22 protein-coding genes and 1 pseudogene are annotated in these 23,692 nt (G+C 72.2%); 10 read left to right on the plus strand and 13 right to left on the minus strand.

Annotated elements, in window-relative coordinates:
• The first annotated feature begins 60 nt into the window (after positions 1–60).
• The 3 genes from J2S55_RS46015 to J2S55_RS46025 all read left to right on the plus strand — a co-directional run bounded on the left by J2S55_RS46015 (position 61) and on the right by J2S55_RS46025 (position 1,529).
• Entirely contained in the window at positions 61–609 is a 549-nt protein-coding gene (locus J2S55_RS46015; protein WP_306874733.1) for a TetR/AcrR family transcriptional regulator, read from the plus strand.
• Entirely contained in the window at positions 606–872 is a 267-nt protein-coding gene (locus J2S55_RS46020) for a DUF4031 domain-containing protein (protein WP_306874735.1), read from the plus strand. Before J2S55_RS46015 ends, J2S55_RS46020 begins: the two co-directional genes overlap by 4 nt.
• Before the next feature lie 111 nt (positions 873–983).
• Positions 984–1,529 (plus strand): type 1 glutamine amidotransferase domain-containing protein, encoded by a 546-nt coding sequence (locus J2S55_RS46025; RefSeq protein ID WP_306874738.1) that lies wholly within the window; start codon positions 984–986, stop codon positions 1,527–1,529.
• 11 nt (positions 1,530–1,540) lie between these two features.
• Here J2S55_RS46025 and J2S55_RS46030 read toward each other — a convergent pair whose 3' ends face one another.
• From J2S55_RS46030 to J2S55_RS48710, 3 genes and pseudogenes are all read right to left on the minus strand, one after another.
• Positions 1,541–2,095, minus strand: coding sequence for a transposase (locus J2S55_RS46030; protein ID WP_306871839.1), 555 nt, complete (start codon positions 2,093–2,095; stop codon positions 1,541–1,543).
• Positions 2,092–2,673 (minus strand): helix-turn-helix domain-containing protein, encoded by a 582-nt coding sequence (locus J2S55_RS46035; RefSeq protein WP_306871840.1) that lies wholly within the window; start codon positions 2,671–2,673, stop codon positions 2,092–2,094. Before J2S55_RS46035 ends, J2S55_RS46030 begins: the two co-directional genes overlap by 4 nt.
• Positions 2,674–2,883: 210 nt before the next feature.
• A pseudogene (locus tag J2S55_RS48710) lies at positions 2,884–3,048 on the minus strand (IS701 family transposase); the annotation flags it as partial.
• Positions 3,049–3,217: 169 nt separating this feature from the next.
• Here J2S55_RS48710 and J2S55_RS46040 point away from each other — a divergent pair.
• Positions 3,218–3,748, plus strand: a complete 531-nt coding sequence (locus J2S55_RS46040) for an ATP-binding protein (protein ID WP_306874741.1) — start codon at positions 3,218–3,220, stop codon at positions 3,746–3,748.
• Here the strand turns inward: J2S55_RS46040 and J2S55_RS46045 are convergent.
• The 3 genes from J2S55_RS46045 to J2S55_RS46055 are packed head-to-tail and all read right to left on the minus strand — an operon-like array spanning position 3,632 to position 6,328.
• Entirely contained in the window at positions 3,632–5,071 is a 1,440-nt protein-coding gene (locus tag J2S55_RS46045; protein WP_306874744.1) for a WS/DGAT/MGAT family O-acyltransferase, read from the minus strand. The genes J2S55_RS46040 and J2S55_RS46045 overlap by 117 nt on opposite strands.
• A 19-nt stretch (positions 5,072–5,090) precedes the next feature.
• Complete coding sequence (locus J2S55_RS46050) at positions 5,091–5,234, minus strand: hypothetical protein (RefSeq protein ID WP_306874747.1); 144 nt, start codon at positions 5,232–5,234, stop codon at positions 5,091–5,093.
• A gap of 29 nt (positions 5,235–5,263) precedes the next feature.
• A complete protein-coding gene (locus tag J2S55_RS46055; RefSeq protein ID WP_306874750.1) occupies positions 5,264–6,328 on the minus strand; it encodes a PucR family transcriptional regulator in 1,065 nt (354 codons plus the stop codon).
• A 104-nt stretch (positions 6,329–6,432) separates the two neighbouring features.
• Here J2S55_RS46055 and glyA point away from each other — a divergent pair, with 104 nt between their 5' ends.
• Positions 6,433–7,743, plus strand: a complete 1,311-nt coding sequence (glyA, locus tag J2S55_RS46060; protein ID WP_306874753.1) for a serine hydroxymethyltransferase — start codon at positions 6,433–6,435, stop codon at positions 7,741–7,743.
• Between the two features lie 91 nt (positions 7,744–7,834).
• Here glyA and J2S55_RS46065 read toward each other — a convergent pair whose 3' ends face one another.
• Positions 7,835–9,208, minus strand: coding sequence for an NADP-dependent succinic semialdehyde dehydrogenase (locus J2S55_RS46065; RefSeq protein WP_306874757.1), 1,374 nt, complete (start codon positions 9,206–9,208; stop codon positions 7,835–7,837).
• A 159-nt stretch (positions 9,209–9,367) separates the two neighbouring features.
• On the opposite strand from J2S55_RS46065, the gene J2S55_RS46070 reads away from it, so the two are divergent.
• Positions 9,368–9,784, plus strand: coding sequence for a DUF2795 domain-containing protein (locus J2S55_RS46070; protein ID WP_306874760.1), 417 nt, complete (start codon positions 9,368–9,370; stop codon positions 9,782–9,784).
• Between the two features lie 123 nt (positions 9,785–9,907).
• On the opposite strand, the gene J2S55_RS46075 is transcribed toward J2S55_RS46070, so the two are convergent.
• Entirely contained in the window at positions 9,908–11,242 is a 1,335-nt protein-coding gene (locus J2S55_RS46075) for an MATE family efflux transporter (protein ID WP_306874763.1), read from the minus strand.
• Between the two features lie 81 nt (positions 11,243–11,323).
• Between J2S55_RS46075 and J2S55_RS46080 the strand changes: the two genes are divergently transcribed.
• The 4 genes from J2S55_RS46080 to J2S55_RS46095 all read left to right on the plus strand — a co-directional run bounded on the left by J2S55_RS46080 (position 11,324) and on the right by J2S55_RS46095 (position 16,315).
• Positions 11,324–12,892 (plus strand): ABC transporter substrate-binding protein, encoded by a 1,569-nt coding sequence (locus J2S55_RS46080; RefSeq protein WP_306874766.1) that lies wholly within the window; start codon positions 11,324–11,326, stop codon positions 12,890–12,892.
• Complete coding sequence (locus J2S55_RS46085) at positions 12,877–13,818, plus strand: ABC transporter permease (RefSeq protein WP_306874769.1); 942 nt, start codon at positions 12,877–12,879, stop codon at positions 13,816–13,818. The genes J2S55_RS46080 and J2S55_RS46085 overlap by 16 nt, the downstream gene beginning before the upstream one ends.
• A gap of 113 nt (positions 13,819–13,931) precedes the next feature.
• Positions 13,932–14,792, plus strand: a complete 861-nt coding sequence (locus tag J2S55_RS46090) for an ABC transporter permease (RefSeq protein ID WP_306874772.1) — start codon at positions 13,932–13,934, stop codon at positions 14,790–14,792.
• Positions 14,789–16,315, plus strand: a complete 1,527-nt coding sequence (locus J2S55_RS46095) for an ABC transporter ATP-binding protein (protein WP_306874775.1) — start codon at positions 14,789–14,791, stop codon at positions 16,313–16,315. Before J2S55_RS46090 ends, J2S55_RS46095 begins: the two co-directional genes overlap by 4 nt.
• A gap of 62 nt (positions 16,316–16,377) precedes the next feature.
• Here the strand turns inward: J2S55_RS46095 and J2S55_RS46100 are convergent, their stop codons facing one another.
• The 5 genes from J2S55_RS46100 to J2S55_RS46120 form a co-directional block, all read right to left on the minus strand.
• Positions 16,378–16,548, minus strand: a complete 171-nt coding sequence (locus J2S55_RS46100) for a hypothetical protein (RefSeq protein WP_306874780.1) — start codon at positions 16,546–16,548, stop codon at positions 16,378–16,380.
• A 109-nt stretch (positions 16,549–16,657) separates the two neighbouring features.
• Complete coding sequence (locus J2S55_RS46105) at positions 16,658–18,613, minus strand: Xaa-Pro dipeptidyl-peptidase (RefSeq protein WP_306874783.1); 1,956 nt, start codon at positions 18,611–18,613, stop codon at positions 16,658–16,660.
• A gap of 102 nt (positions 18,614–18,715) precedes the next feature.
• A complete protein-coding gene (locus tag J2S55_RS46110) occupies positions 18,716–19,681 on the minus strand; it encodes a glycoside hydrolase family 6 protein (protein WP_306874786.1) in 966 nt (321 codons plus the stop codon).
• Positions 19,678–21,693, minus strand: coding sequence for a radical copper oxidase GlxA (gene glxA / locus J2S55_RS46115; protein ID WP_306874789.1), 2,016 nt, complete (start codon positions 21,691–21,693; stop codon positions 19,678–19,680). The genes J2S55_RS46110 and glxA overlap by 4 nt, the downstream gene beginning before the upstream one ends.
• Positions 21,690–23,402: a glycosyltransferase family 2 protein gene (locus tag J2S55_RS46120; RefSeq protein WP_306874792.1), complete on the minus strand. Its 1,713-nt coding sequence runs from the start codon at positions 23,400–23,402 to the stop codon at positions 21,690–21,692. Before J2S55_RS46120 ends, glxA begins: the two co-directional genes overlap by 4 nt.
• Positions 23,403–23,692 lie beyond the last annotated feature (290 nt).

Here is a 23,692-nt window from a genome sequence, read left to right on the forward strand (position 1 = left end):
GCTGGGAATGTAGGCCGATCACTTACCGGCCGTCAAGTCGATTTCGCTGCAAAGGGAACCATGAGGGAAAACGCCGATACGCGCACCCGGATCCAGGAGACCGCCCTGAAGCTCTTCGTCGAGCAGGGGTACGAGGCGACCTCGCTCCGCGAGATAGCGGAGGCTCTCGGCGTGACCAAGGCCGCCCTCTACTACCACTTCAAGAGCAAGGACGAGATCGTCACCAGCCTGGCGGAGAACCGGCTGCACGCGGTCGAGGAGCTGGCCGCCTGGGCCGCCTCCCAGCCCCGCACCGACGAGACCCGCCGGGAACTGGTCCGCCGTTACTCCGAGGACCTGCACCGGGGCCGGCACCACGAGATCATGCGCTTCTTCGAGCGCAACCAGACCGCGCTGAAACACCATCCGGTGATGGAGAAGACCCGCGGCCGGATGTTCGAGCTGTTCGCCTTCCTGGCCGACCCCGCCGATCCGACGGCCGTCCGGCTGAAGAACTCGATGGCCCTGTTCGCCCTGCACGCGGCCTGGTTCATCCTCAAGGACGACATCTCCGACGACGAACGCAGGGCCGCCGCCCTGGAGGTCGCGCTCGAACTCCTCCAGCGGTGAGCGTGCTCATCGACCCGCCGGACTGGCCGGGTCCGCACGGCATGCTCTGGTCGCATCTGGTCAGCGACAGCTCGACCGAGGAACTGCACGCCTTCGCCGCCCTGCTGGGCGTGCCGCCCCGGGCGTTCGACCGCGACCACTACGACGTCCCCCAGACCGTCTACGACAGGGCGCTCGAACTGGGGGCGGAGGCCGTGTCATCGCGCGAGCTGCTCACCCGGCTCATCGCCTCAGGTCTGCGCCGGCGCAAGAGACGTCCCTGAGTCGACGCCCCGCACGGATCCCGTCCCCGATGCGCGAGATTCCGCATGGATCTCGACGTGCCGGGCATGACCGCCCCTTGAAAGGCATCGTCGCACGTCAAAGGGGAAACCATGCTCAACGACAAGACGATCGCGTTCCTCGTGGCCCCGGAGGGGATCGAGCAGGTCGAGCTCACCGAGCCGTGGCAGGCCGTCAAGCAGGCGGGGGCGACACCCCGGCTGATCTCCACGCGGCCGGGCGAGGTCCAGGCGTTCGACCACCTCGACAAGGCCGACCGGTTCCCGGTGGACGAGACGGTCGACGAGGTGCTGGTGGCCGACTTCGAGGGACTGGTGCTGCCCGGCGGCGTCGCCAACCCCGACCTCCTGCGGACCGTGCCGAGCGCCGTCCAGTTCGTCAAGGACTTCTTCGACACGGGCAGGCCGGTGGCGGCCATCTGCCACGCGCCCTGGACCCTGATCGAGGCCGACGTGGTGCGGGGCCGCAAGCTCACCTCCTGGCCCAGCCTCCGGACCGACCTGCGCAACGCCGGGGCGGACTGGGAGGACCGCGAGGTCGTGATCTGTACGGCGGGTCCGAACACCCTGGTGACCAGCCGCAAGCCGGACGACCTCAAGGCCTTCTGCCAGGCCGCCGTGGACGCGTTCGCGGGTTAGTGCTGCGTTCCTCAAAGCAGGTAGACGAACTTGCGGCGCAGGATCCGGGGCCGTGGCGGTGGTCGCCCCCAGATCCAGGGCTGGGCGTGGGCGTTGAGCTGGGCGGTGGCAAGGGCGACCGCGTGGGCGATCTCGACGGCGTCGGCGAAGGTCTGCCCGGCGAACGCCGCCTTGCGTAGCAGTCGCCACCAGCCCTCGGCCAGGTTCAGCCAGCACGCCTTGACCGGGATGAACACCTGACGGATCCGCGGGTGACGGACCAGCCATTGGCGGACCTTCCAGCTGAAGTGGCTGGACAGGTTGTCGGTGATGACGACGATCGCGCCACGCCGGTTGGCTTTTGCGATGCGGGCCAGCAACTGGATCCAGCCGTCGCTGTTGCGTGAGGGCGCGCAGAAGGTGAGCTCGGTGCCGTCACGGATGCGCAGCGCGCCGTAGACCCAGGTCTTGTCGGTGCCGCGTGAATACTCCAACCTGGCTTTGATCCGGTGCCCGTCGGGAGACCAGGCGGGCGCGGGTGCGAAGGTGCGCGGGGTCACCGGCCCCAGCTCGTCGGCGCAGATCACCGTGGTCGCGGCCGGCGGCTGGGTGTAGAGGCCGATGATCGTGGCTCTTTTGGGGCGAAGTCCGGATCGGTCGATTCGGTCCAGGAGCGGGTGTGTCGCCAGCGGACCTTCTCCGCTCGCAGGATCCGGCGGACCTGGCTGCGCGCGATGACGATGCCCTGCGCGCGGGCGGCGGCGGTCAGGCTGTCCAGCGTCCACTGCGCCGGGCCGCTGTCGTCGGTGGCGGCCAGGTCGCCGGCCGCGTCGCGGGTCAGGCGTCCGGGCGGGGTCGAGCGCGCCAACGCGATGAGCTGTCCGCGTTCGACCTCGGTGATCCGTGGTTTGCGACCCGTCCCGGGCCGGTCGCCCAGTCCGGCCAGGCCCTCGGCGTTGAATCGCTCGATCCGCTCGCGCACGGTCTGCATGTGACAGCCGAGCTTGGCCGCGATGGCGCTGGTGCGCAGGCCCTGCCAGCTGAACACGATCATCTGCGCTCTCATGATCCAGTCGGCCGGGGCATGACGGGCGCCGGCCAGCTTGCGGATCTGCCGGTCCTCCTCGGCGTCCACCGGCGGACGCGCGTACAGCAGTTTCGGCATGGCAATCCCCCCTGAGACCATCATCACCCCAGGTCGATAGGGATCTCCACTCCCATTCAGGAATGGAGCATTAGTACTACAACAACATTTCGTTGTGTAGAAGATGTCGCCGTTGATAGTGGCTGGTACGGGCGCGGTGCTGGTAGCGCCTTCGGCGCTGTGACCAGGCCAGGATGCGCTCGATCGGGCAGGCGAAGGTCAGGGCGTGGGTCAGGTGTGCCAGCAGACGGCGGATCTCGCCGGGGCTGAGGGGGACGAGGCCGTCAGGGCTTTTGGGAGGCCTGCCGCGGTGGCGGCCAGACAGGCGTGGGCGAGCATCGCCAAGGTGATGTGCCGGTACCAGGCGTCATAGCGGCGGACCTGGTGGTGGTCCAAGCTGTGGCCGCCGACCACCCGGACGGCGCCTCCGGGGGAGGCGACCACATGGGTGAGATCGTCGGAGCGTGCCGGGGCGGGGTCCGGCGCCCGGACACGATCGCCGCCCTTCGATTAGGACGGGTCGGGCGGGGCAAGGCTCTAGAGGTCATCTGTTGAAGGAGGAACTGTGGAGGCCACGATCGCGTTGCGCCTACCGCGCGACGCCGCGAGTGTTCCCGTCATCAGGCAGCTGCTGGACGCCTCGCTCCGCGCCCTGGGCGTGGAGCCGCCCATCCGCGAGGACATCCAGCTCATGCTCTCGGAGGCGTGTTCCAATGTGATCCAGCACGCCGCGCCAAGCGACGACTACATGGTCAGTACCGAGCTTCACCGTGACCGTTGCGTGATCAAGGTGGTGGACGCGGGGAACGGTTTCGACTTCGCCGGAGCGCATCCGGCGCCCCCTCCCACCTCCGAGCACGGCCGCGGCCTGCTCATCATGAAGGCCCTGGCCGACGACATCCGTTTCGTCAACCGGCCGGAGCGGGGCTCGGTCGTCTGCCTGGAGAAGAAGTTGCGCTTCGTCAAGGACGCTCCGGGGCTATCGCTCCTGCTCAACGAGGAGCTTGAGTTCGGACAGGGCGTCCCGGAGATAGTCGGTGACGACCCATACGTCGGGGACCATCTCCCGACAGGCGATCACGCCCACGTCAAGTGAGCCGTCGTAGGAGAAGGCGGTGATGTTGAGGCCACCGCTGACGTCGGTGATCACCGAGACGGGGTGGTAGGAGAGCAGCCGGACGCCGCTCACGTAGAGCGGAAGCTGCGGGCCCGGGACGTTGGAGATCACCACGTTGATCGGCCCGGCGGTCTCGGCGAACAGATTGAAGGCGGCGCGGGCGGCCAGGCCGGTCAGCGCCGAGGGCATCATGTCGCTGATCTCCTGGATCCAGCGGGCCGGGGCCAGCGACGAGCGGTCCTTGATCAGGGCCATCGCGTCCCGTACGGCCAGCAGCCGCTCCACCGGGTCGGCGATCTGCGTGGCGAGCGTAGTGATCATTATGGTGACCTGGTTGCCCTCGCCCTCGTCGCCGGAGACGCGCAGCGAGAACGGCACCCCCGCGACGAGCGGCTGGTCCGGCAGGGCGTCGTGCTTGAGCAGCCACTGCCGCAGCGCCCCCGCGCACACGGTCATCACCACGTCGTTGACCGTGACTCCGAAGGCGTTCTTGACCTGCTTGACGTCCTCCAGCGGCAGCGCGGTGAAGGCGAAGCGGCGGTGGGCGGTGATCCGGCCGCTGAACGGCGTGCGGGGGACGGTCAGCCGGGGCAGCGCGGGCACCGGGGCCCCGCCGGACAGGCGCTGGGCCACGTCCCGGGTGACCCGGGAGACCAGCCCGGCCCCGGGAAGCTGGGAGAGCACCGGGATCTCGTCCAGATGAGGGACCGCGTTGACCAGGAACCTCACCGTGTTCGCCGGGTTGAGGACGGCGCCGGCGACACCCCTGATGATCATCTCGCCCGTGTCGATCCGTTCTTCGGGCTCCCGCTCGGGTGCCATCGCGATCTCGGCGGGTTCGGCAGAGGTGTCCAGCAGGGCGGCGAGGACGTCGGCGCCGGTGACACCGTCGATCGCGGCGTGGTGGACCTTCATGTAGAGGGCCGTTCTGGCGCCGCTCAGGCCGTGGATCAGATACATCTCCCAGAGCGGGTGGCGCCGGTCCAGGCGGCGGGCGTGCAGCCGCGCCACCTGCTCGCCGAGCTGCTCGTCGCCGCCCGGCGCGGGCAGCGCGATCTCCCGCACGTGGTAGTCGAGGTCGATCCTGCCCTCCTCGGTCCAGTAGGGGCGGTCCAGGCCGAAGGGCACGGGGGCGAGCCGGCGCCGGAACGGCGCGGCCAGGTGCAGCCGCCTGGCCAGCAGGGTGAGCAGGTCCCCGCGGGTCAGCCCGCCGGACAGGATGGCCAGCCCGGCGATGTTGGCGACGTTCGTCGAGGTCTCGAAGTTCAGGAACTGGGTGTCCACCGCGCTGAGCTGCCGCATCGTCCGCCTTCCAGGAGTCTTATGCTCCATCCTGCTCCCGGGAGGTCGACAGGGCCAACGCGGCCAGGGCGAGAAGGACGACCACGGAGACGGCGAGCATCGCCAGCCAGGCGAGCACCAGCACGACCACGATGGTGACGAGCTCGCTGATCAACTGCAGCACCGCAGAGCTGTGCCCGGATTCATCCGCTTCTACACCGCATTCCAGCGGGCGAGCTTCAGCGCGAGATGGAGTTCTAACCTGTGGGATCCATCCTTCAGGCTCCGCCCGGTCAGCTCCTCGATCCTCGCCAGGCGGTAGTAGAGGCTGGTGCGGTGGAGGTGGAGCAGGCGGGCCGTCTCCTGCGCGTCCCCCCCGTGGTCCAGATACGTCTCCAGCGTGACGGCGAGCGCTGGATGCTCGCGCAGCGGGCCGAGCGGGCCGGGCCGACCGGTCTCGGGTCCGGGCTCGGCGAGCAGCCGGTAGACGCCCAGCTCCGGCCAGCGGGCGACCGGACCGAGTGCCGGCTCGGCCGCCGCCGCCCTGGCCGCGGCGGCCGCCTCCCGGTGTGCCCGGCGGATCGACTCGAGCCCGGGGTGGAGCGCGCTCACCCCCGCGTGGCCGGCCGCCCTGGCGGCCAGCAGCTCCCCCAGCGCCCGGGCGTCCTCGCCGCCGCCGAGCAGCAGCACGGCGTGCCGGTCGAGGACGGTGAAGGCGGGGGGACGGCGCATCCGTGCGAGCTCGTCGCCGACCGCTTCGCCCAGACCCGCCTGATCGCCCCGTACGGCCAGCAGGCGCAGCGGCCCCTCGCCGAGCACCCCGGCCGCCCGCCCCGTGGTGATCTCCCCGCCGAGCAGCCGGCGCAGGGCGTGGGAGCTCCCGCCGTCGTCGAGCAGGGCGGCGATGGCCGCGGCGTCCCGGACGGTCCTGGCCTCCTGCTCCGAGGTCAGCGGCCCCTCCCCCTCGATGACCCACAGGGAGCCGACGCGCCTGTTGTGGTGGAGCAGCGGCACGCACAGCCGGGCGGCCATGCCCAGCGCCGGGTTGGCCGGGACCCTGACCGGCTCGCTGGTCGTGGCCACCCCGTGGGCCTCCTGCCAGGCCCCGACCTCAGCGGGGACGGATCTGGACAGGATGGCCTGGGCCCGCACCTGGTCGACCTCGCCGTGGTGGACGCTGTGCGCGACGACCCTGCCCTCGGGGTCGTCCACGGCCATGCCCCGTCCCACTGCCGTGGCCAGGGAGTCGAGAAGGTCCTGGACATCATCCGCGATCACCCGCGAATCCTACAGATGTAGGAATGATCTCCACCGGCCGGACGATGACTGCTTTCCGGCACGGGCCGTACCGTCGCATCAATCCCCTTCCGGAAGGAGCCGCCGTGGAAACGCGCAGCCGAGTCGCCCCCTGGGCATCACCCCGGGCGCAGCGGCGCCTGGTGGAGCTGGAGTCGGAGCTGGACGGCCTGGGCCTTCACGACGTCAGCCGCCTGGTCGACGCGGTGCTGGCCGAGCACCGGGGCCGCCTCGACGAGGACGGGATCGTCCTGTACGCGGGCACGAACACGATGAGCGAGCGGGCCCGCGCCGCCCACGAGATCTCGCTGGGCAGCCGCCCGTCCATGGGCTGGCCCGGGGAGAAGTTCCAGACCGGCCTGGACGAGCTGGACGTGCTGGAGGTTCTCGCCCCGCTCCAGGTCGCGGCCCTGATGGGCGGCGAGTTCGCCGAGGTCAGGCTGCAGAGCGCGACGATGGCCAACCTCGCCTGCTACACCGCCTTCGCCCGGCCGGGCGACACGGTCGCGGTGCTGCCGGAGGCCGCCGGGGGCCACGCCAGCCACCACTCCCAGGGCGCGGCCGGGATCCGGGGGCTGCGGGTGGTCGACCTGCCCTACGACGCCGGGCGCTTCGACATCGACTACGACGCGCTGCCGGCGTTCCTGCGGGAGCAGCGGCCGGCGCTGGTGGTGGTCGGCGCCAGCCTGATGCTCTTCCCGCACGACGTCGGACGGGTCCGGGCGGCCTGCGACGAGGTGGGCGCGGTCCTGGTCTACGACGCCTCGCACATGGCCGGCCTGATCGCGGGCCGCCGGTTCCAGCGGCCGCTGGACGAGGGCGCGCACGTGGTGACCATGTCGACCTACAAGTCCTTCGGCGGCCCGCCCGGCGCGGCCATCGTGACCCGCGAGGAGGACCTCGCGCGCCGGGTCTCCACGGCCGCCTACCCCGGTCTGACCGCGAACTACGACGCCTCCCGGCTGGCCCCGCTGGCCGTCGCCGCCGCCGAGCACGCCGTCGGCGGCCCCGCCTACGCCGACCGCTGCATCGCCAACGCCAAGGCGCTGGCCGCGGCGCTGGAGGGCGAGGGTTTCGCCGTCGCGGCCTCCCACCTGGGCTGGACCGTCTCCCACCACGTGGCGGTGGACGCCGCCGCGTTCGGCGGCGGGGACGACGCGGCCCGGCTGCTGGCCGAGGGCGGCGTCTATCTCAGCGGCATCGGCCTGCCCGACCAGGCGCCCGGCGAGCCCATGCGGGGCCTGCGGATCGGCACCCAGGAGGTGACCCGCCGCGGCCTCGGCACGGAGACCATGCGCGAGATCGCGGTGCTGATGCGCCGCCTGCTGATCGACGGCCACGACCCGGTCAAGGTCCTCCAGGACACCGTCGCCCTGCGCCGCTCCACCACCCCCTGATCCCGGACCGGCCCGCTCGACCCCCTGGGGCCCCGCCCCCTGGCGGGCCGGTCCGCGACAACTCCGCCCTCCCCCCGGGCCGGCCGGCGGCTCAGCCGATCCAGACGGCCTTGAGGTTGCAGAACTCGCGGATGCCGTGCGCCGACAGCTCCCGGCCGTACCCGGAGTTCCTGACCCCGCCGAAGGGCAGCTCGGGGTAGGAGGTGACCATGCCGTTGACGAAGACCAGACCGGCCTCCAGCTCGGTGACGAAGCGCTCCTGCTCGACGGGGTCGGTGGTCCAGGCGTTGGCGCCGAGCCCGAAGGAGGTGGCGTTGGCCAGGGCGAGGGCCTCGTCGATGTCGCCGGCCCGGTACAGCGAGGCCACCGGGCCGAACACCTCCTCGCCGAACAGCCTCATCTCCGGGGTGATGTCGGCGATCACGGTCGGCTGGTAGAACCAGCCGGGCAGGTCGGGGCTCCATCCCCCGCACAGCACCCGCGCGCCGCGCCCGGCCGCGTCGGCCACGATCTTCTCCACGTCGTCGCGTCCCTGCCGGGTGGCGAGCGGCCCCACATCGGTCGAGTCGTCCATCGGGTCCCCCACCCGGAGTGCCTCCATCCGCGCCACGAACCGGCCGGTGAAGTCGTCGTACACCTCGGTGTGCACGATGAACCGCTTGGCGGCGATGCACGACTGGCCGTTGTTCTGCACCCGCGCGGTGACCGCGGTGGCGGCGGCGGCGTCGAGGTCGGCGGACGGCATCACGACGTAGGGGTCCGAGCCGCCCAGCTCCAGGACGGTCTTCTTGACCTCGCTCCCCGCGATCGAGGCCACCGACCGGCCGGCCGGCTCGGAGCCGGTCAGCGTGGCCGCCACCACCCTGCGGTCCCGCAGCACCGCCTCGACCTGCCCGGACCCGATCAGCAAGGTCTGGAAGCAGCCCGGGGGGAAGCCCGCCCTGGCGAACAGCCCGCCCAGGTAGAGCGCGGTCTGCGGCACGTTCGAGGCGTGTTTGAGCAGCCCCACGTTGCCGGCCATCAGCGCCGGCGCGGCGAACCGGACCGCCTGCCACAGCGGGAAGTTCCACGGCATCACCGCGAGCACCGGCCCCAGCGGCTGGTAGCGCGCGTACGCCCGCCGCGCGGCCACGGCGGGCGCGTCCACCGGCTCGTCGGCCAGGAACTCCTCGGCGTGCTCGGCGTAGTAGCGCATCCCCTTCACGCACTTGGCCACCTCGCTCCGGGCCGCGGTCAGCGTCTTGCCCATCTCGGTGGTCATCAGCCGGGCCACTTCCTCCTGCTCCGACTCCAGCAGGCCGGCGGCGCTCTGCATCCACGCCGCCCGCTGCTTGAAGTCGGTGGCCCGGTAGGTCCGGAACTCCGCGGCGGCGAGGGCGAGCCGCTCGTCCACCTCGTGCTCGCTCAGCGGTTCGAAGGTCTTCAGCGTCTCCCCCGTGGCGGGGTTGACCGTTGCGATCGCCATCGATGCCTCCTCGGCAACCCTTTACCGGCCACGTGCCCCCTTCCGGGTGGTTTACACGGCCGTCCGGAGGGGTGGGGTCCGGCCGGAGCGCAGGGGATGTTGGGGACGCCGGTAATGGGTACGGGACACCTGACGACCCTGTTTCGGGAGGTCAAGGTAATGATTGCTGAACGTGGCAGCGCCAAGCACGGCCCGCGCGTCGACGAGGAGCAGAAGCACGAGACCGAGGGTGTCGTCCGCGGCACCGGCCCCACCCACGCCGAGGAGTGGGCCGACCCCGGAGGGATGGTCGACCCCGAGGAGGAGGCGGCCCCCAGGAGGTATCCACCGGGGCACGCCCCCGGCACCCCCGAGGGGATCACCCCGACGGCCGTCGAGCGCCGCAGCGCCCTCGCGAAATGGCTGAGCGACGCCCACTGGCCGTCGGACCGTGACGAGCTCCTGGCCCACGCCGAGACGAAGCTGGCACCCGACGCCATCGTCGAGAGCCTGCGCGACCTGCCCGACGGCGAGTTCCACAACATCGGCGAGGTGGCCAGGGCCCTCGGGCTCGGCGCGGAACGCCGCCGCTGGTAAGGCGCCCCGCCCCGGCCGGACCCGCTCCACCGCGCCCGGCACGGGCCGGACTGTGCCCGACACGGGCCGGACTGTGCCCGGCGGCCGGCGCCGTGGGACCCCGCGGGCCACCGGAGGGTGAGGTCAGCGGGCCGCGCCGCGCACGGCCGCGCCGCCGCGTCCGCCGAGGGCGCGGCGGAAACGGGTCAGGAGCAGGAGCGCGGTGACGGCCAGCCCGGCCAGCAGGCCCACCCAGGCGCCGACCGGTCCGAGTCCGGCGGCGCGGCCGAGCAGCCAGGCGGCCGGCAGGCCGACGGCCCAGTAGCCGATCAGGGTCATCCGGAAGCCCGACGTGGTGTCGTCGAGGCCGCGCAGCAGGCCGACGCCGATGTTCTGGGCGCTGTCGAAATACTGCAGCACGGCGGCCACCACGAGGAGGTCGGCGGCCACGGCGAGCGCCGCGGGGTCGCCGTCCAGGAAGGGGCCCAGGACGGCGCCGGGCAGGAGCAGGTAGGCGGCGCCGACGACGGTCACGGCCAGGGCCCCGTGGACGAGCGCGGTCCGGCCGACCCGCGCGGCGGAGCCGTACTCGCCGACCGCGACCTGTCCGCTGACGCTGATCGAGGCGGCGTGCGACAGCCCGACGCTCACCTGGAAGACGATGTAGACGAGCTGGTTCACGGCCGTGTGGGCGGCGAGCGCGGCGGCGCCGAAGCTGCCCATCAGGAGCGCGACCACCGAGAAGAAGCCGGCCTCGGAGCCGTAGGTCGCCGCGATCGGCACGCCGAGCCGGGTCAGCCCGCGCAGGCGTTCGGGGCGGACCCGCCAGGCGTCCAGGGCCAGCATCGGGGCGAGCACCGGATCCCGCCGGGTGATCGCGTAGAGCGCCAGGAAGGACAGCAGGTAGACCAGCGCGGTCGCCAGCCCCACCCCGGCGAGACCGGTCAGCTGGATGAGCGTCCAGTTGAGGCCGGCGTTCACGGCGATGGACGCCACCGTGATCCACACCAGTGCCTTGGGCCGCCGCATGCCGACGGTGAACTGGCGGATCACCTGGAACCACAGGCACGGCACCAGGCCGGGCGCGAGGGCCAGCAGCATCGGCCGGGCGAGCTCGATCACCCGGGGGTCCTGGCCGAGCCAGGCGAGCAGGTGCCCCAGACCCACCATGAGCAGCGCGCCCGCCACCCCGGCGAGCGTGGCCAGCGCCATGCCCGCCCGTACGAGGTCACGCAGCTCCGACCGCCGGCCGCCGCGCGCGGCCGCCGCGGCCACCTGGTTGCCCAGACCCGTCACCAGCCCCACACCCATGGTCCTGAGCTGGTTGAACAGCACGATCGCCAGGCCGCCGGCGGCGAGCGCCTCGGTGCCGAGCAGGCCCATCATCACCGTGTCGGTGGTCGTCAGCGCAACCTGGGCGAGCTGGGTGAGGGCCAGGGGCAGCGCAAGCGCCGCAAGCTTCCGGCTCTCGTGAAACACCTTTACTCCCCATTTGCCATGGCTTTAGCTTTAGGATAGGCATACCTTACCTTGAATCGCGGACGCGGAAGTGGGATGGTCGTGAGTTTGACGAGGCGGCAGCTGTTCGGGACCGGCGCGGGAGTGGGAGCCGGCCTGCTCCTGGCCGCGTGCGGGTCCTCCCCGTCGGGTGCCCCCGCCTCCGCCACCCCCGTGCCCTCGGGCTCCGGCTCCGTGGCGGCGGGACCCGTGCGCGGCGGGGTCCTGCGGGTGGGCGCGCTCGGCAAGGCGTCCTCGATCACCCGCGACCCGCACGGCGTCCAGGTCAACGAGAGCGACTACCTCATCCTCGCCCTGGTCCACGACGCGCTGACCGTCCCCGGCGCCTCTCCCAACGTGGCCCCGCGCCTGGCCAGCGCCTGGGAGCCCAGCGACGACCTGAAGCGGTGGCGCTTCACGATCGCCGAGGGCGCGACCTTCCACGACGGGACGCCGGTCACCGCCGAGGACGTCGTCTGGTCGCTGCGGAGGCTGCGCGCCACACCGGCCGGCGCGACCCGGCTGCCCGGCATCGAGGCCGGCGGGATCAGGGCCGACGGCCGCGACGCCGTGACGCTCACCAGCGCCTACCCCAACAGCGAGGTGCCGCTGCTGCTCCGGCTGACCACCTTCGTCCTGAAGGAGGACACCAAGGACGTGGCGGAGGCGCCGGGCACCGGCCCGTTCCGCCTGGAGTCCTTCCGGAACGGCAGCGCCCGCCTGGTCCGCAACGACTCCTGGCACGGCGGCGAGGTCCCGCTGGACGCCATCGAGGTGCGTATGTTCGAGTCGCCGCAGGCCATGGCCAACGCCATGCTGACCGGCCAGATCGACCTGGCCTCCAACGTGGGCGCGGTCGCCGCCCGCACCGCCGAGGGCAGGGACGGTGTCCAGGTGATCCGCCGCCCCGACGACATGGCCATGCCGATCGTGATGCGCACCGCCGACGGCCCCTTCGCCGACGAGCGCGTACGGCTGGCGCTGCGCCTGGCCGTCGACCGGGAGGCCATGGTCAGGCAGGTGCTGTCCGGCTACGGCGCGGTCGCCAACGACGTCCTCGGCACCGGCGATCCGGCCTACGCCAAGGACATCCCGCAGCGCGCCCGCGACCTGGCACAGGCCGAGCGGCTCCTCGGCCAGGCGGGCCTGGACCTGTCCCAGACCTACGAGCTGTTCACCACCGAGGACATCCCCGGCCTGGCCGAGTCGGCGACCCTGTTCGCCACCCAGGTCCGCGAGGCCGGGCTGAACGTCAAGGTCGTCAAGCAGGACCCGAGCGTCTTCTGGGAGAAGACCTGGCTCAAGGCCCCCCTCTACACCACCTACTGGGGCACCAACGACTCGGTGGTCTTCTTCGCCGGCAAGACCCTCGGCTCCGACGCCGCCCAGAACGAGGCCGGCTGGAAGGACCCGGCCTTCGACGCGGCCTACCGCAAGGCCGTCGGCACCGTGGACACCGCCGAACGTGCGCCGTTCCTCCGGGAGATGCAGAGGATCGAGCACGAGCGCTCCGGCTACCTGCTGTGGGGTATGGCCGACGGACTGGACCTGGCCTCCCCCAAGGTCCACGACCTGCCCACCCTCCCCGGCTACGGCCGCGTCCAGCTCGAGCGCGCGTGGCTGGCCACCTGAGGCGCCTCGCCGTGTTCCTGGCCGGGCGGGTGGCGCTGCTGGCGGTGCTGCTCGCCCTGGTCTTCGCGGCGGTGGAGTTCCTGCCGGGCGACGCGGCCAGGTCCACGGTCGACCGGGGCGCCTCGGCGGCGGACGTCGCGGCGCGGCGGGCCGAGCTCGGGCTCGACCGGCTGCTCTGGAGCCGTTTCACGGACTGGATGACCGCGCTGCCCACCGGCGACCTGGGCGTGACGGCACGCGGGGAACAGGTCTCCGAGGTCATCGGCCGCCACTTCCCCAACACACTGCTGCTCGGCGGCCTCGCCCTGGTCCTGACCATGGCCGCGGCGCTCGTCCTGGGCGGCGGCGCCGCGCTGCGGCCCCTGTCGTGGCTCGACCGGGCGGTCTCCGGGACCTCGACGATCGTCATGGCGCTTCCGGAGTTCGTGGTCGCGAGCGTCCTGGTGCTGGTCCTCGCCCTCTGGACCGGCCTGCTGCCGGCGGTCACGCTGACCGGCACGACGGGCCGTCCGGCCTCCTGGAACATGCTCGTCCTGCCCGTCCTGGCGCTGGCCGTGCCGCAGATCGGGTGGAACACCCGCATCGTCCGCGCCTCGCTGGCCGACGAGGCGGCCGCCCCGCACGTCGAGGCCGCGACCCTGGACGGGCTCCCGCCGGCCCGGGTGCTCCTGTGGCACGTGCTCCCCGGCGCCCTGCCCGCCATCGCCGCGGGCGCCGCCACCTCGGCCGGCATGCTGCTCGGCGGCGCGGTGGTGGTGGAGACGATCTTCAACTACCCGGGACTGGGCACGGTCCTCGCCGGAGCCGTGCGGGACCGCGACACCCCGCTGGTCGCGGGGGTCGTGGCGGTCACCGGAGCGGTGATCCTCGCCGTGCTCGTCGCCTCGGACCTGATCCGGGACCGGACCTCGGTGCGGCGGCCATGAGTCCCGGAGGGCCCGCCCCGGCGGCGGAGGACCCGGCACCGGGCGGATCCGGCCGGGGCGGACCGGCCACGGATAGAACCCCGGCGGGCGGAACCGCAGTGGACGGAACCCCGGTGGACGGAACCCCGGCGGACGGAACCCCGGCGGGCCGGACGGGGCCCGCGCGGCGCCGCGTCCGGGCGGCGGTGTCGGCCGTCCCCTCGATCGCGGTCATCGGGCTGGCGCTCGCCGGGCCGCTGCTCGCGCCCCACCCCGTCGACACCCCGGTCGCCATCCCCTACGCCTCTCCCGCCCCCGGCCTCCCCCTGGGCGGTGACCAGCTCGGCCGGGACGTGCTGAGCCGCCTGCTGGCCGGGGGCGGCGAGCTGCTGGTCACCTCCGCCCTCGTCGCCTGTCTCGTCACGCTGCTCGCCGCGGCGCTCGGCACCGTCGCGGCGCTGCGCCCGGCCGTCGGGCGGGCCGTCGAGTGGGCCTGCGACGTGATGATCCTGCTGCCGGCCGTGCTCGCCGTGCTGCTGGTGGTCCTCTCCTGGGACGGTGGCGGCCGGCTCGCGCTGGTCACCGCGGCCACCGCGGTCGGCCTGCCGTACGCCGTCCGGGTCGTGGCGGGGGCCGCCGCCCCGATCGCCGGGTCGGGCTATGTGGAGGCGGCGGTGGCGGGGGGCGAACGGCTGCCCCGGCTGGTCTGGCGCGAGGTGCTGCCCAACCTGCGCTCGACCCTGCTGACCCTGCTGGGCCTGCGCTTCGTGGCGGCGGTCTATGTGGTGTCCACGGCGGCGTTCCTGGAGGTCGGCCCGGAGCCGCCGGCCGCCGACTGGGCTCTGATGATCCGGGAGAACGGCCCGGGCGTCATGCTCAACCCGTGGGCGGTGATCGCGCCCAGCCTGGCCATCGGCCTGCTGGCCGGCGCGGTGCAGGTGACGGCCTCGGCGCTCGCGCCGCGGACCGGACGACAGGTGGTGGATCGGCGATGAGCATCCCGGACCCGGGCGCCCCGGCGACGAAGGTCGTGGAACCCGGCGGCCCGCTCCCGGACCCGCCGGGGCCGGCCGGGGCGGTCCCGGGCGTCCCCGGGTCCCGGGGCCCGGCCTCCCCGGACGGCCGGGCCGGCGCGACCGTCGCCGAGCTCGACGCGCTGGTGCTGGCCGACCACGAGGGCACGGCCGTGGTGACGGGGCCCGCCGTCACCGCCGTCCGGGGGCGGGTCGTGGCGCTCGTCGGACCGTCCGGGGCGGGCAAGAGCACGCTGCTGCGCGCCTTCCTCGGCGCCCTGCCCGGCGGCCTGGTCCTGCGCTCCGGGCGGGCGCGGGTGCTCGGCCACGACATGTTCGGGCTGGACCCGGTGCGGCTGCGCGCGGTCCGCCGTGACCACGTCGGCTACGTGGACCAAGACCCGGCCGCACGCCTCAATCCCCGGATGCGGGTGCGGCGGCTGCTCGGCGAGCTCTCCCCCGCGCGTCCGTCGCCGGACGCCCTGCGGCGGCTCCTCACCGAGGTCCGGCTGCCCGGCACCGGCGAGATGCTCACCCGCCGCCCGCACCAGCTGTCCGGCGGGCAGCAGCGGCGCCTGGCCATCGCCCGCGCCCTGTCCCGCCGCCCCGACCTGCTGCTGCTGGACGAGCCGACGGCCGGGCTGGACGCGGCGCTGTGCGCGGAGGTCGGCGAGCTGATCCGGGAGCTGGCCGACCGGCGCGGCATGGCCGTGGTGCTGGCCTCCCACGATCCGGACCTGGTGGCCAGGATCGCCGACGAGGTGGTGGAGTCCGGCACGCCCCGGCGGCCCCGCGCCACGCCCTCCCCGCGCCGCGGGACGTCCCCGGAGCGGCCGCCGCTGCTCACCGTGCGGGGTCTGTCGGCGTGGGCGGGGTCACGGACGATCCTGTCCGGGGTGGACCTCGACCTGCGCCCGGGTGCCGCGCTGGCGGTGAGCGGGATCTCCGGCTCGGGCAAGACCACCCTGGCCCGGGTCCTCAGCGGGCTGCACTCCCAGGCGGAGGGCGCCGTCGAGCTCGACGGCCGCCCGCTCCCGCTGCGGGCCGCCCGGCGCGACCGCGAGCAGTGCCGCCGGATCCAGCTCGTCCCACAGGACCCGCTGGGCACCCTCAACCCGGTCCGCACGGTCGGCGAGGCGATCGCCCGCCCCCTGCGGCTCCACCGGCGCCCCGAGAGCGGCGCCGCGCGGGTCGGCCGGCTGCTGGAGGACGTCGGCCTGCCGGCCGAGACCGCCCGGCGCCTGCCGCACGAGCTCTCCGGCGGCCAGCGCCAGCGGGTGGCCGTCGCCCGCGCACTCGCCGCCGACCCGGACGTGCTGATCTGCGACGAGGTGACGTCCGCGCTCGACCCGGCGACCGCGGAGTCGATCATGGAGCTGCTGAGCGGGCTGCGCCGCGGACGCGGTCTCGCCCTTGTCGTCATCAGCCATGACGTGGCCCTGGCCGCGCGGCACTGCGAGCTGTCGTGTGTGGTCGCCGGGGGGCGGGTGAGCAGGCCCTGCTGAGGCGGCCGGCCGGGCCCCGGGCGGCGCGGGTCCACGAGGATCTCGCGGACCCGGGCCGGCGGTCAGTCGCGGACGCGGGAGGAGCGGAACAGCTTGGCCACGAACATGGCCACCACGGCGACCACGCCGATGATCAGAGCCCACTTGAGCAGCGTGAAGACGATGCCCAGGAGCCAGCCGAACAGGATGAAGGCGAGCACCACGGCCGCCACGATCAACAGAATTCGTCCCATGTGTCCAACGCTATTCGCCGGCGCCGCCCGGCGGCAGGGCCGGGCGGCGAAGTCAGGGACAAGCCAGGGTCATCCCTCAGGGACACCCCGGTGAGGTGGCGGGCACCGCTCAGCCGAGGGCCGAGCGGCCGCCGACGAGGGGGAGCTCGACCGAGCCGGCGCCGGGCTGGACCGAGACGGCGGTCCCGGCGGGCAGGCGGAGGGTGAAGTCGCGGTCGGTGGAGATGAGCACGACCCCGATCCGGTGACCGGCCTTGATGACGTAGTCGCTGGGCTGGAGGTCGACGTCGAAGTCGTAGAAGCGGCCCTCACGGAGCAGGTCGGTCCGGGAGGCGGAGTGGCGGTTGCGGACGTCGAGCCAGCCCCTGGTGATGATCTTGTAGGGGGCGGTCACCGTGACGTGCTGGGCCAGGCGGGTGCAGCCGGTGTCACCCGGCACGCCCTGGCCGTAGCAGACCTGGTCGGGGCCGTAGCTGACGCCGCCGTAGGCGCGGGTGTCGGTGCCGTAGTCGACCAGCAGGGCCGTCAGGTACGGCGAGCGCCCGCCTTCGAAGGCCGCCTTGATCGAGACGCTCGGGGTGCCGGAGAGCCGGGCGTCCTTGGCCAGCGGGGACGACAGGTAGGCCAGCCGGTTCGGGTCGGTGGCCGCGACGTTCTCGACGAGCTGCTCGGCGGTGCGGGTGTTCTGGTCGGTGAAGGACTCCACGGCGCGGCCGCCGGAGCGCTCCCGGCTCAGCGTGCCGTTGCGGCCGTCCGCCCCGGCGGCCAGGCGCAGCCGTACGTCGGCGGTGCCGGGCAGCGGCCACGAGGCGTGCTGGGCCCACTGGCCCGGACCCGACTCCACGTCCGCCTGCGGCTCGTCCATGATGCCGTTGCGCAGGCCGTACAGGTGGAAGTCGAACCAGCGGTGGAGCTGGCGCAGCCACTCGGCGTTGCGCTGGGCGAAGGAGAAGGGGTTGAAGTGGGCGCCCTGGTGGAGCCAGATCTTGCGCGGCACGCCGCGCTCGGCGAGCGCGTCCCACCACTGGACGGCCTGCTTGGTCTTGACGTTCCAGTCGTTGAGGCCGTGGACCAGGAAGACGCTGGCGCGGACCTTGTTCACGTCGTTGAGGTAGTTGCGCCCGTCCCAGAACGCGGAGTAGTCGCCGGTGACGCGGTCCTGGTCGCGCTCGATCTGGTCCACCAGCGCGCCGCAGGCCTGCTCGGCGTTCTCGCGGGTGAGGACGTAGCGGGCGAGCACGTCGGCGTCCTCACCCTGGTAGCCGCCGGGGGCGAGCACCGCGCCGTTGGCCCGGTAGTAGTCGTACCAGGAGGAGATGGCCGCGATCGGCACGATCGTCTTGAGCCCCCTGACCCCGGTGGCGGCGACGGCGTTGGGGAGCGTCCCGTTGTAGGAGACGCCGGTCATGCCGACGTTCCCGGTCGACCAGTCGGCCCGGACCTCGTTGCCGGAGGCGTCGAAGCCGCGGGCCCGGCCGTTGAGCCAGTCGATGGCGGCCTTGGGCCCGGCGGTCTCGTTGTCCAGGCCGGTCGTCGGGCAGCCGGTCGCGCGGCCGGAGCCGAGGTTCTCCACCAGCGCGATCGCGTAGCCGCGCGGGACGAAGTAGTTGTCGTAGTAGCCGCGGAAGGGCGGCGCGACCGCGCGGGAGGTGGGCCCGCTCTCGTCGAGGCCGAACATCTCGTCACGCAGGTCGTCGAACTTGTTGCGCCGGTACTCCATGCCCGCCGGGTCGGAGCCGTCGAGGTCCACGACGTGGTTGGGCACGTCGTTGCCGCCCGCGTAGTAGGGGCTGGCCTCCATGATGACGGGGACCTTCAGCCCGGACGCGGTCTCCTTGGGCCGCATGATGTCGACGGCCACCCGGTCCGGGCGGCCGTCACGGTCGCTGTCGACCCCGGCGACCTCGACGAACACGGTCTCGGTCAGGGCGTCGGCGCGCGAGTAGATGGGCTGGGTCTCGTTGTTCTCGATCAGAGCGGGCGCGGGTTGCGCGGCCGCGGCGGGCAGGGCGCCGGAGGGTACGGCCACCGCCACGGCGATGAGGACTGTCTTCCATCTGTTCATCGAGGGGGACTCCGAGAGGGTCGATGAAAATCTGACTGCTCCGGTCAATCTCCTGCGTGGCAATCTTCACATGCAAGATCCAGGATGTAACGAATCAAGCGGTCACCCGGCGTTTCGGACGAGCTCCAGCGCGTAGTGGGAGAACCACTCACCCGGCCGGGGCTCGCCACGGTGGCAGTCGCCGTCGGACTCCCCCGGCCGCTTGATCCACAGGAAGGCGTCCACCCGCTCGTGCCCGGTCCGGGTGGTCGGCTCCGCGCCCAGCGCCCGCCCCTTGGGGTTGCACCAGGTGTCGTCGCCCTGGGCTCCGTGGAGCGGGCCGTTGCCGTTGCGCGAGGTGTCGATCACGTAGTGCGCCCCGCCGAGCACGTCCGACAGGCGCTGGGCGGCGGCGACGCTCTCCTCGGTGGTGAAGAAGTTGCTGACGTTGAAGGCGAAGCCGTCGGCCTCGGTCGCCCCGGCCTGCCGCATCGGCTCGGCCCAGGCCCCGGCGTCGGCGATCCAGCCGGCGTTCCCGGCGTCCAGGTAGACCTTGGTGTTGGGCTGCTTCTTCAGCGCCCGCACCGCGTCGCGGAGCAGGCCGAGGCGTTCGGCCGCCCGGCCGCCCTGGGTGCAGCTGTCGAGGATGTGGGCCATCGCGTCGGGCTCGACGACGACCCAGGCGGGCCGGTCGCCGATGCCCTCGGCGAAGCGGCCGATCCAGGAGCGGTATTCGTCGGCGCTCGCGGCGCCGCCCGCCGAGAACCGGCCGCAGTCGCGGTCGGGGATGTGGTAGGCCACCAGGACCGGCACCTGGCCGGCCTCCTGCGCCTTGGTGGTGATGTCGGCGACCCTGGCGTACGGCTCCTGGTCGCCGATCCAGATCGCGTTCGGCCTGTCGGCGATCCTGCGGATCAGCGCCGCGTCCTCGGTCTTCCCCTCCGCCTCCAGCCTGCGGACCTCGTTGACCGCGGTGCCCTCGGGGTCGACGTAGAAGCCGGCCGCGCCGGGAGCGGCCGGGGCCTCCCCGCAGGCCGCCGTCACGAGGGCGAAGGCGAGTGCGGCGGCGGCGCGGCCGTAGCTGTTCATCGAGCTCCTTCGATGTGGACCCAGCGGGCCGGGGACGGGGTCCCCTTCTCGGTGACCCCGAACATCATGTACCAGCCGGGCGGCACCAGCGCGGGGTTGGTCGGGACCGTCACGACGATGCCGGTGGGCACCCGGGTGAAGTCGACCTTGATGGAGCGCTGCTCCACGTCCGTGACGTGGGTGACGGCGCTCGGCCGCATCAGCCGGACCTCCTTGATGCGCTCGGCGTCGGGGGTCTTGAACCCCGCCCGGGAGCCCAGGGTCAGCATCCGCCGGCCGTCGGTGATCATCGGCCGCTTCTCGCCGTTGTGCAGGTAGGTCGGGGTGTAGATCTCGATCCGCTGGTCGAAGGTGCCGGGCACCGTGCCCGCCTCGTCGGCGAAGAGCGGGTCGGAGCCCATGCTGAGCACCCGGCCGTCGGGCAGCAGCAGCCCCTCGGCGTGGTAGTTGCGGCCCACCGCGGGCGCCGCGGCCTCGTGGAAGCTGTTGCTCTGCGGGCGGTAGACCTCGGCCCGCAGGACGTCGCTGTCGCCCCGGCCGCGGTAGTCGCTGGAGCCGTTGAAGGAGAACACGGTGTCGTCGGGGAGCAGCACCGCCGACGGGTAGCGCACCGGGTCGGACAGGTTCGGACCCCGGACGTAGCGGGGCGCGGGCTGCTTGAGGTCGATGATGGCGGTCCGGGCGGTGGCGTTCGGCAGGCCCGGCTGGCGCTCCCCGACCGGGCCGCCGCCCATCACCATGATCCGCTGGTCCTGGGCGGGGGGCAGCAGCACCGAGGCGCCGGTCTCGTTGAGTTCGGGCTCGGGCAGCCCGGGGACCGGGGTGAAGGCCTCCATCTCGTCCGGCGCCACGCCGCCGACGCCGCCGGGGGACTTCACCAGGCGGTCGGTGTCGTGGCGGTAGTCCCAGATGCCCGGGGGGCGGAGCGCGAGCTGGCCGGGACCGTATCCGGCGCTCATGCCGGAGAAGAAGAGGGTGTCGTCGTCCAGCAGGAACAGCGCCGGGTAGCTGGGGAAGAAGCGCTTGGGCCCGGGGATCCAGGTCCGGGTGGCGGGGTCGTAGAACTCGTTGTCCCTGGTGATCTGCCCCACGGTGTCCAGGCCGGAGACCGTCATCACCTTGCCGTCGGGCAGCGCGGTCATCGTCGGGTACCAGCGGCCCTCGGCCATGTCCTGGACCTTGATGTAGCGCTCGGCGATCGGATCGAACTCGTAGGCGTCCTTGATGCCTTGGAAGTCCTGCTTCTCCAGCGTCATGTCCGCGCCCATGGCGTACAGGTTGCGCTTGTCCCGGCCGGTCAGCCCCTGGATCTCGTATTTGACGTAGCCGCCCGGCGAGGTGAAGACGCCGGGCGCGCCCTCGACCACGGACTCGGCGAAGACCTTGGTCTCGCTGGGCTTGATCCGGACCTTGCCCGGCACGCCGCTCTCGACCTTCTCGGCGGGCGGCACCGTGATGTGCGCGGTGGTCCGGTAGAGCCGCCCGTTGGGGGCCGCGATCAGGGTGCCGGGGTGCAGCTGCCGCCGGATGTGCGGGCTCTCGTTCTTCACCACCAGGGCCCCTCCGGCCCGCTTCACCTTGCTCTTGAGCACCTCGAAGCGGAGCGTGCCGCCGGCGATGAGAAGGTTGCCGTTGGGCAGCAGCACGTGGCCGGCGCAGAAGAAGTCGACCGGGGTGTCGATCATCTTGAACTCGCCGGCCTGTCCCGGCTTGGTGGGGTCCCAGAGCACGGTCTTGAAGGTGCCCTTGGCGAAGTTTGCGGCGTTGTTGCCGGACCCGGCGACGATGAGCACCTTGCCGGTGCGCAGCAGGGCCGCGTGGATGGCGTTGACCTTGAACTCGTTGGGGACGTTCAGGAAGCTCCAGTGGCCGTAGCGCGCCTTGTAGTCGTCCCGGTTGATCTGGTAGTCGTGCCATTTGCGGGAGGCGAACCCGGCGACGGCCGGCAGGTTGACCCCGACGATCGCGGCGATCACCGCGGCGGCGATCAGGTTCTTGCGTAGACGGCTCAACGGTTACCTCGGCTGGTCCACGCCCAGGTCGCCAGGGGCCCCAGGCAGATCACAAGGGCGAGAATCACCCACAGGGTCATGACCAGGTGCACGTGCCCGGTCCAGAAGAGGGTGAGCAGCAGCCCACCACCGAAGATCACGGCCCACCACAGGTGGATGCGGAAGGTGGCGAGCTGGTCGGGGCTGGCCGAGTCCCCCTTGGGGGTGACCACGAACTTGCTCGGCCGCCGCAGCGCGGCCCCGATCAGCGAGGCCACGTAGATGGGCGCCGACAGCGCCGACATGACCATCCCGGCCACCCCGGAGGAGCCCTCCGGCTCGTGCGGGCTGACGTTGTGCCGCCGGTTCCAGGTGTAGAGCATGACCTGCAGCAGCGCCGCGTCGCCGTAGAGCATCAGCCACACGTCCATGGGCACGGTCACGCCGGAGCCGCCCACCGCCATGAAGAGGGTCGCGCTCAGCCCGGCCAGCAGCCAGTTGAGCGCGGACATCGGATAGAACGTCACCATCAGGCTGTAGTTGAACAGCCGTCCGGGCGACAGCCGGAACGCCGCCTTCCAGAACTGGGTGAGCAGCGTCTCGTAGGTGCCCCTGCTCCAGCGGAGCTGCTGGCTGAAGAAGTCGGTCCACGACGACGGCCCCTCGCCCACGGCGAGCACGTCCGGGGTGTAGACCGACATCCAGCGCTCCCCCGTCCGCGGGTCGCGGGAGCGGTGGAACTCGATGCCGGTGGCCATGTCCTCGGTGATCGAGTCGTACAGGCCGCCGATCTGCTTGAGCGCCCGGATCCGCACGGCGTTGTTGGTGCCGACGAACATCGGCGCCCCGTACAGGTTGCCGGCGCGCTGGATCAGGGAGTGGAAGAGGAACTGCTGGCTCTCGGCGGCCTTGGTGACCCCGGCGGTGTAGTTGCCGTAGACCTGGGGGCCGACCACGAAGGCCACCCGCGGGTCGCGGAAGTATCCGAGCATGCGCTCGCAGAACTCCGGCAGCGGCACGTGGTCGGTGTCGACGGAGACGAAGAAGTCGTAGTCGTCGCCGTGGGCCGACAGCCAGCTGTTGTAGTTGCCGTGCTTGGTCCTGGCCCGGAAGGCGCCCTTGGGCCGGTTCCACTCGGGCACGCCCTTGCGGCTGAAGTGGCGGGCGCCCAGCCAGTCGCAGAGCTCGCGGATGTCGGGGTCGTCGCCCTCGTCCAGCAGCCACACGTCGAGCACGCCGTCATGGCGGATCTGCAGGGCCGCCGACAGGGTCTCCCGGACCATCTCCAGCGGTTCCTTGCCGGGCACGCAGGTGGTGATGAAGGCCACCCGGCTGCCGCGCTCGGGCGGGACCGGGACCGGGTCCCTGGCCGCCAGCATGGCGTGCACGTTGGAGACCACGCTGACCAGGCGGAAGATCTCGATCAGGGCGATCGCCACGAGCATGACCTTGTCGGCGACCGGGATGTACCACGGGAGCATGCCGTAGGGGTCGACCCGCACCGTCCAGTGGCCGGGCATCAACAGCCAGGCCATCATGGTGAACTCCACGACGAGCGCGGCGACCATCAGCAGTACCGCCCGCACGCGGTGCGGCTCGCTGGCGAGCATGGAGCGGTACTGGACGCGGTACGGCCGGCCCGGCTCCGGTTCGGTCATGGGCCCGGCGAGCTGGCTGAACCGTTCGTAGTCGTAGAGGGTGATCTTCGTGCTGTCGGCTGGTGAACTCATGGGCCCGGTGACCTCACAACCCGCACGACGAAGACCAGCACTGTCCCCCCAGATGGATCACCCCGGCCACCCGCGCAAAGCGACGGTCAAGCCCGGCCCGCGGATCGGTAAACCGGGAAACATCATATTGGGAGCAGTAGGCCGGATCTCATCACTTTCGCACCCTGGGACCACTTCGTGAGGACTTGATTTAGCTTTCAACCAAATCATCGAAGGGCAAATAGGGACAAGCATTAATTAACCGAACTATCGCCCTAAACCGGGCGCCGGAAAACCCGTGTCCGGGGCGG

The organism is Streptosporangium brasiliense (assembly GCF_030811595.1).
Lineage (GTDB): Bacteria > Actinomycetota > Actinomycetes > Streptosporangiales > Streptosporangiaceae > Streptosporangium > Streptosporangium brasiliense.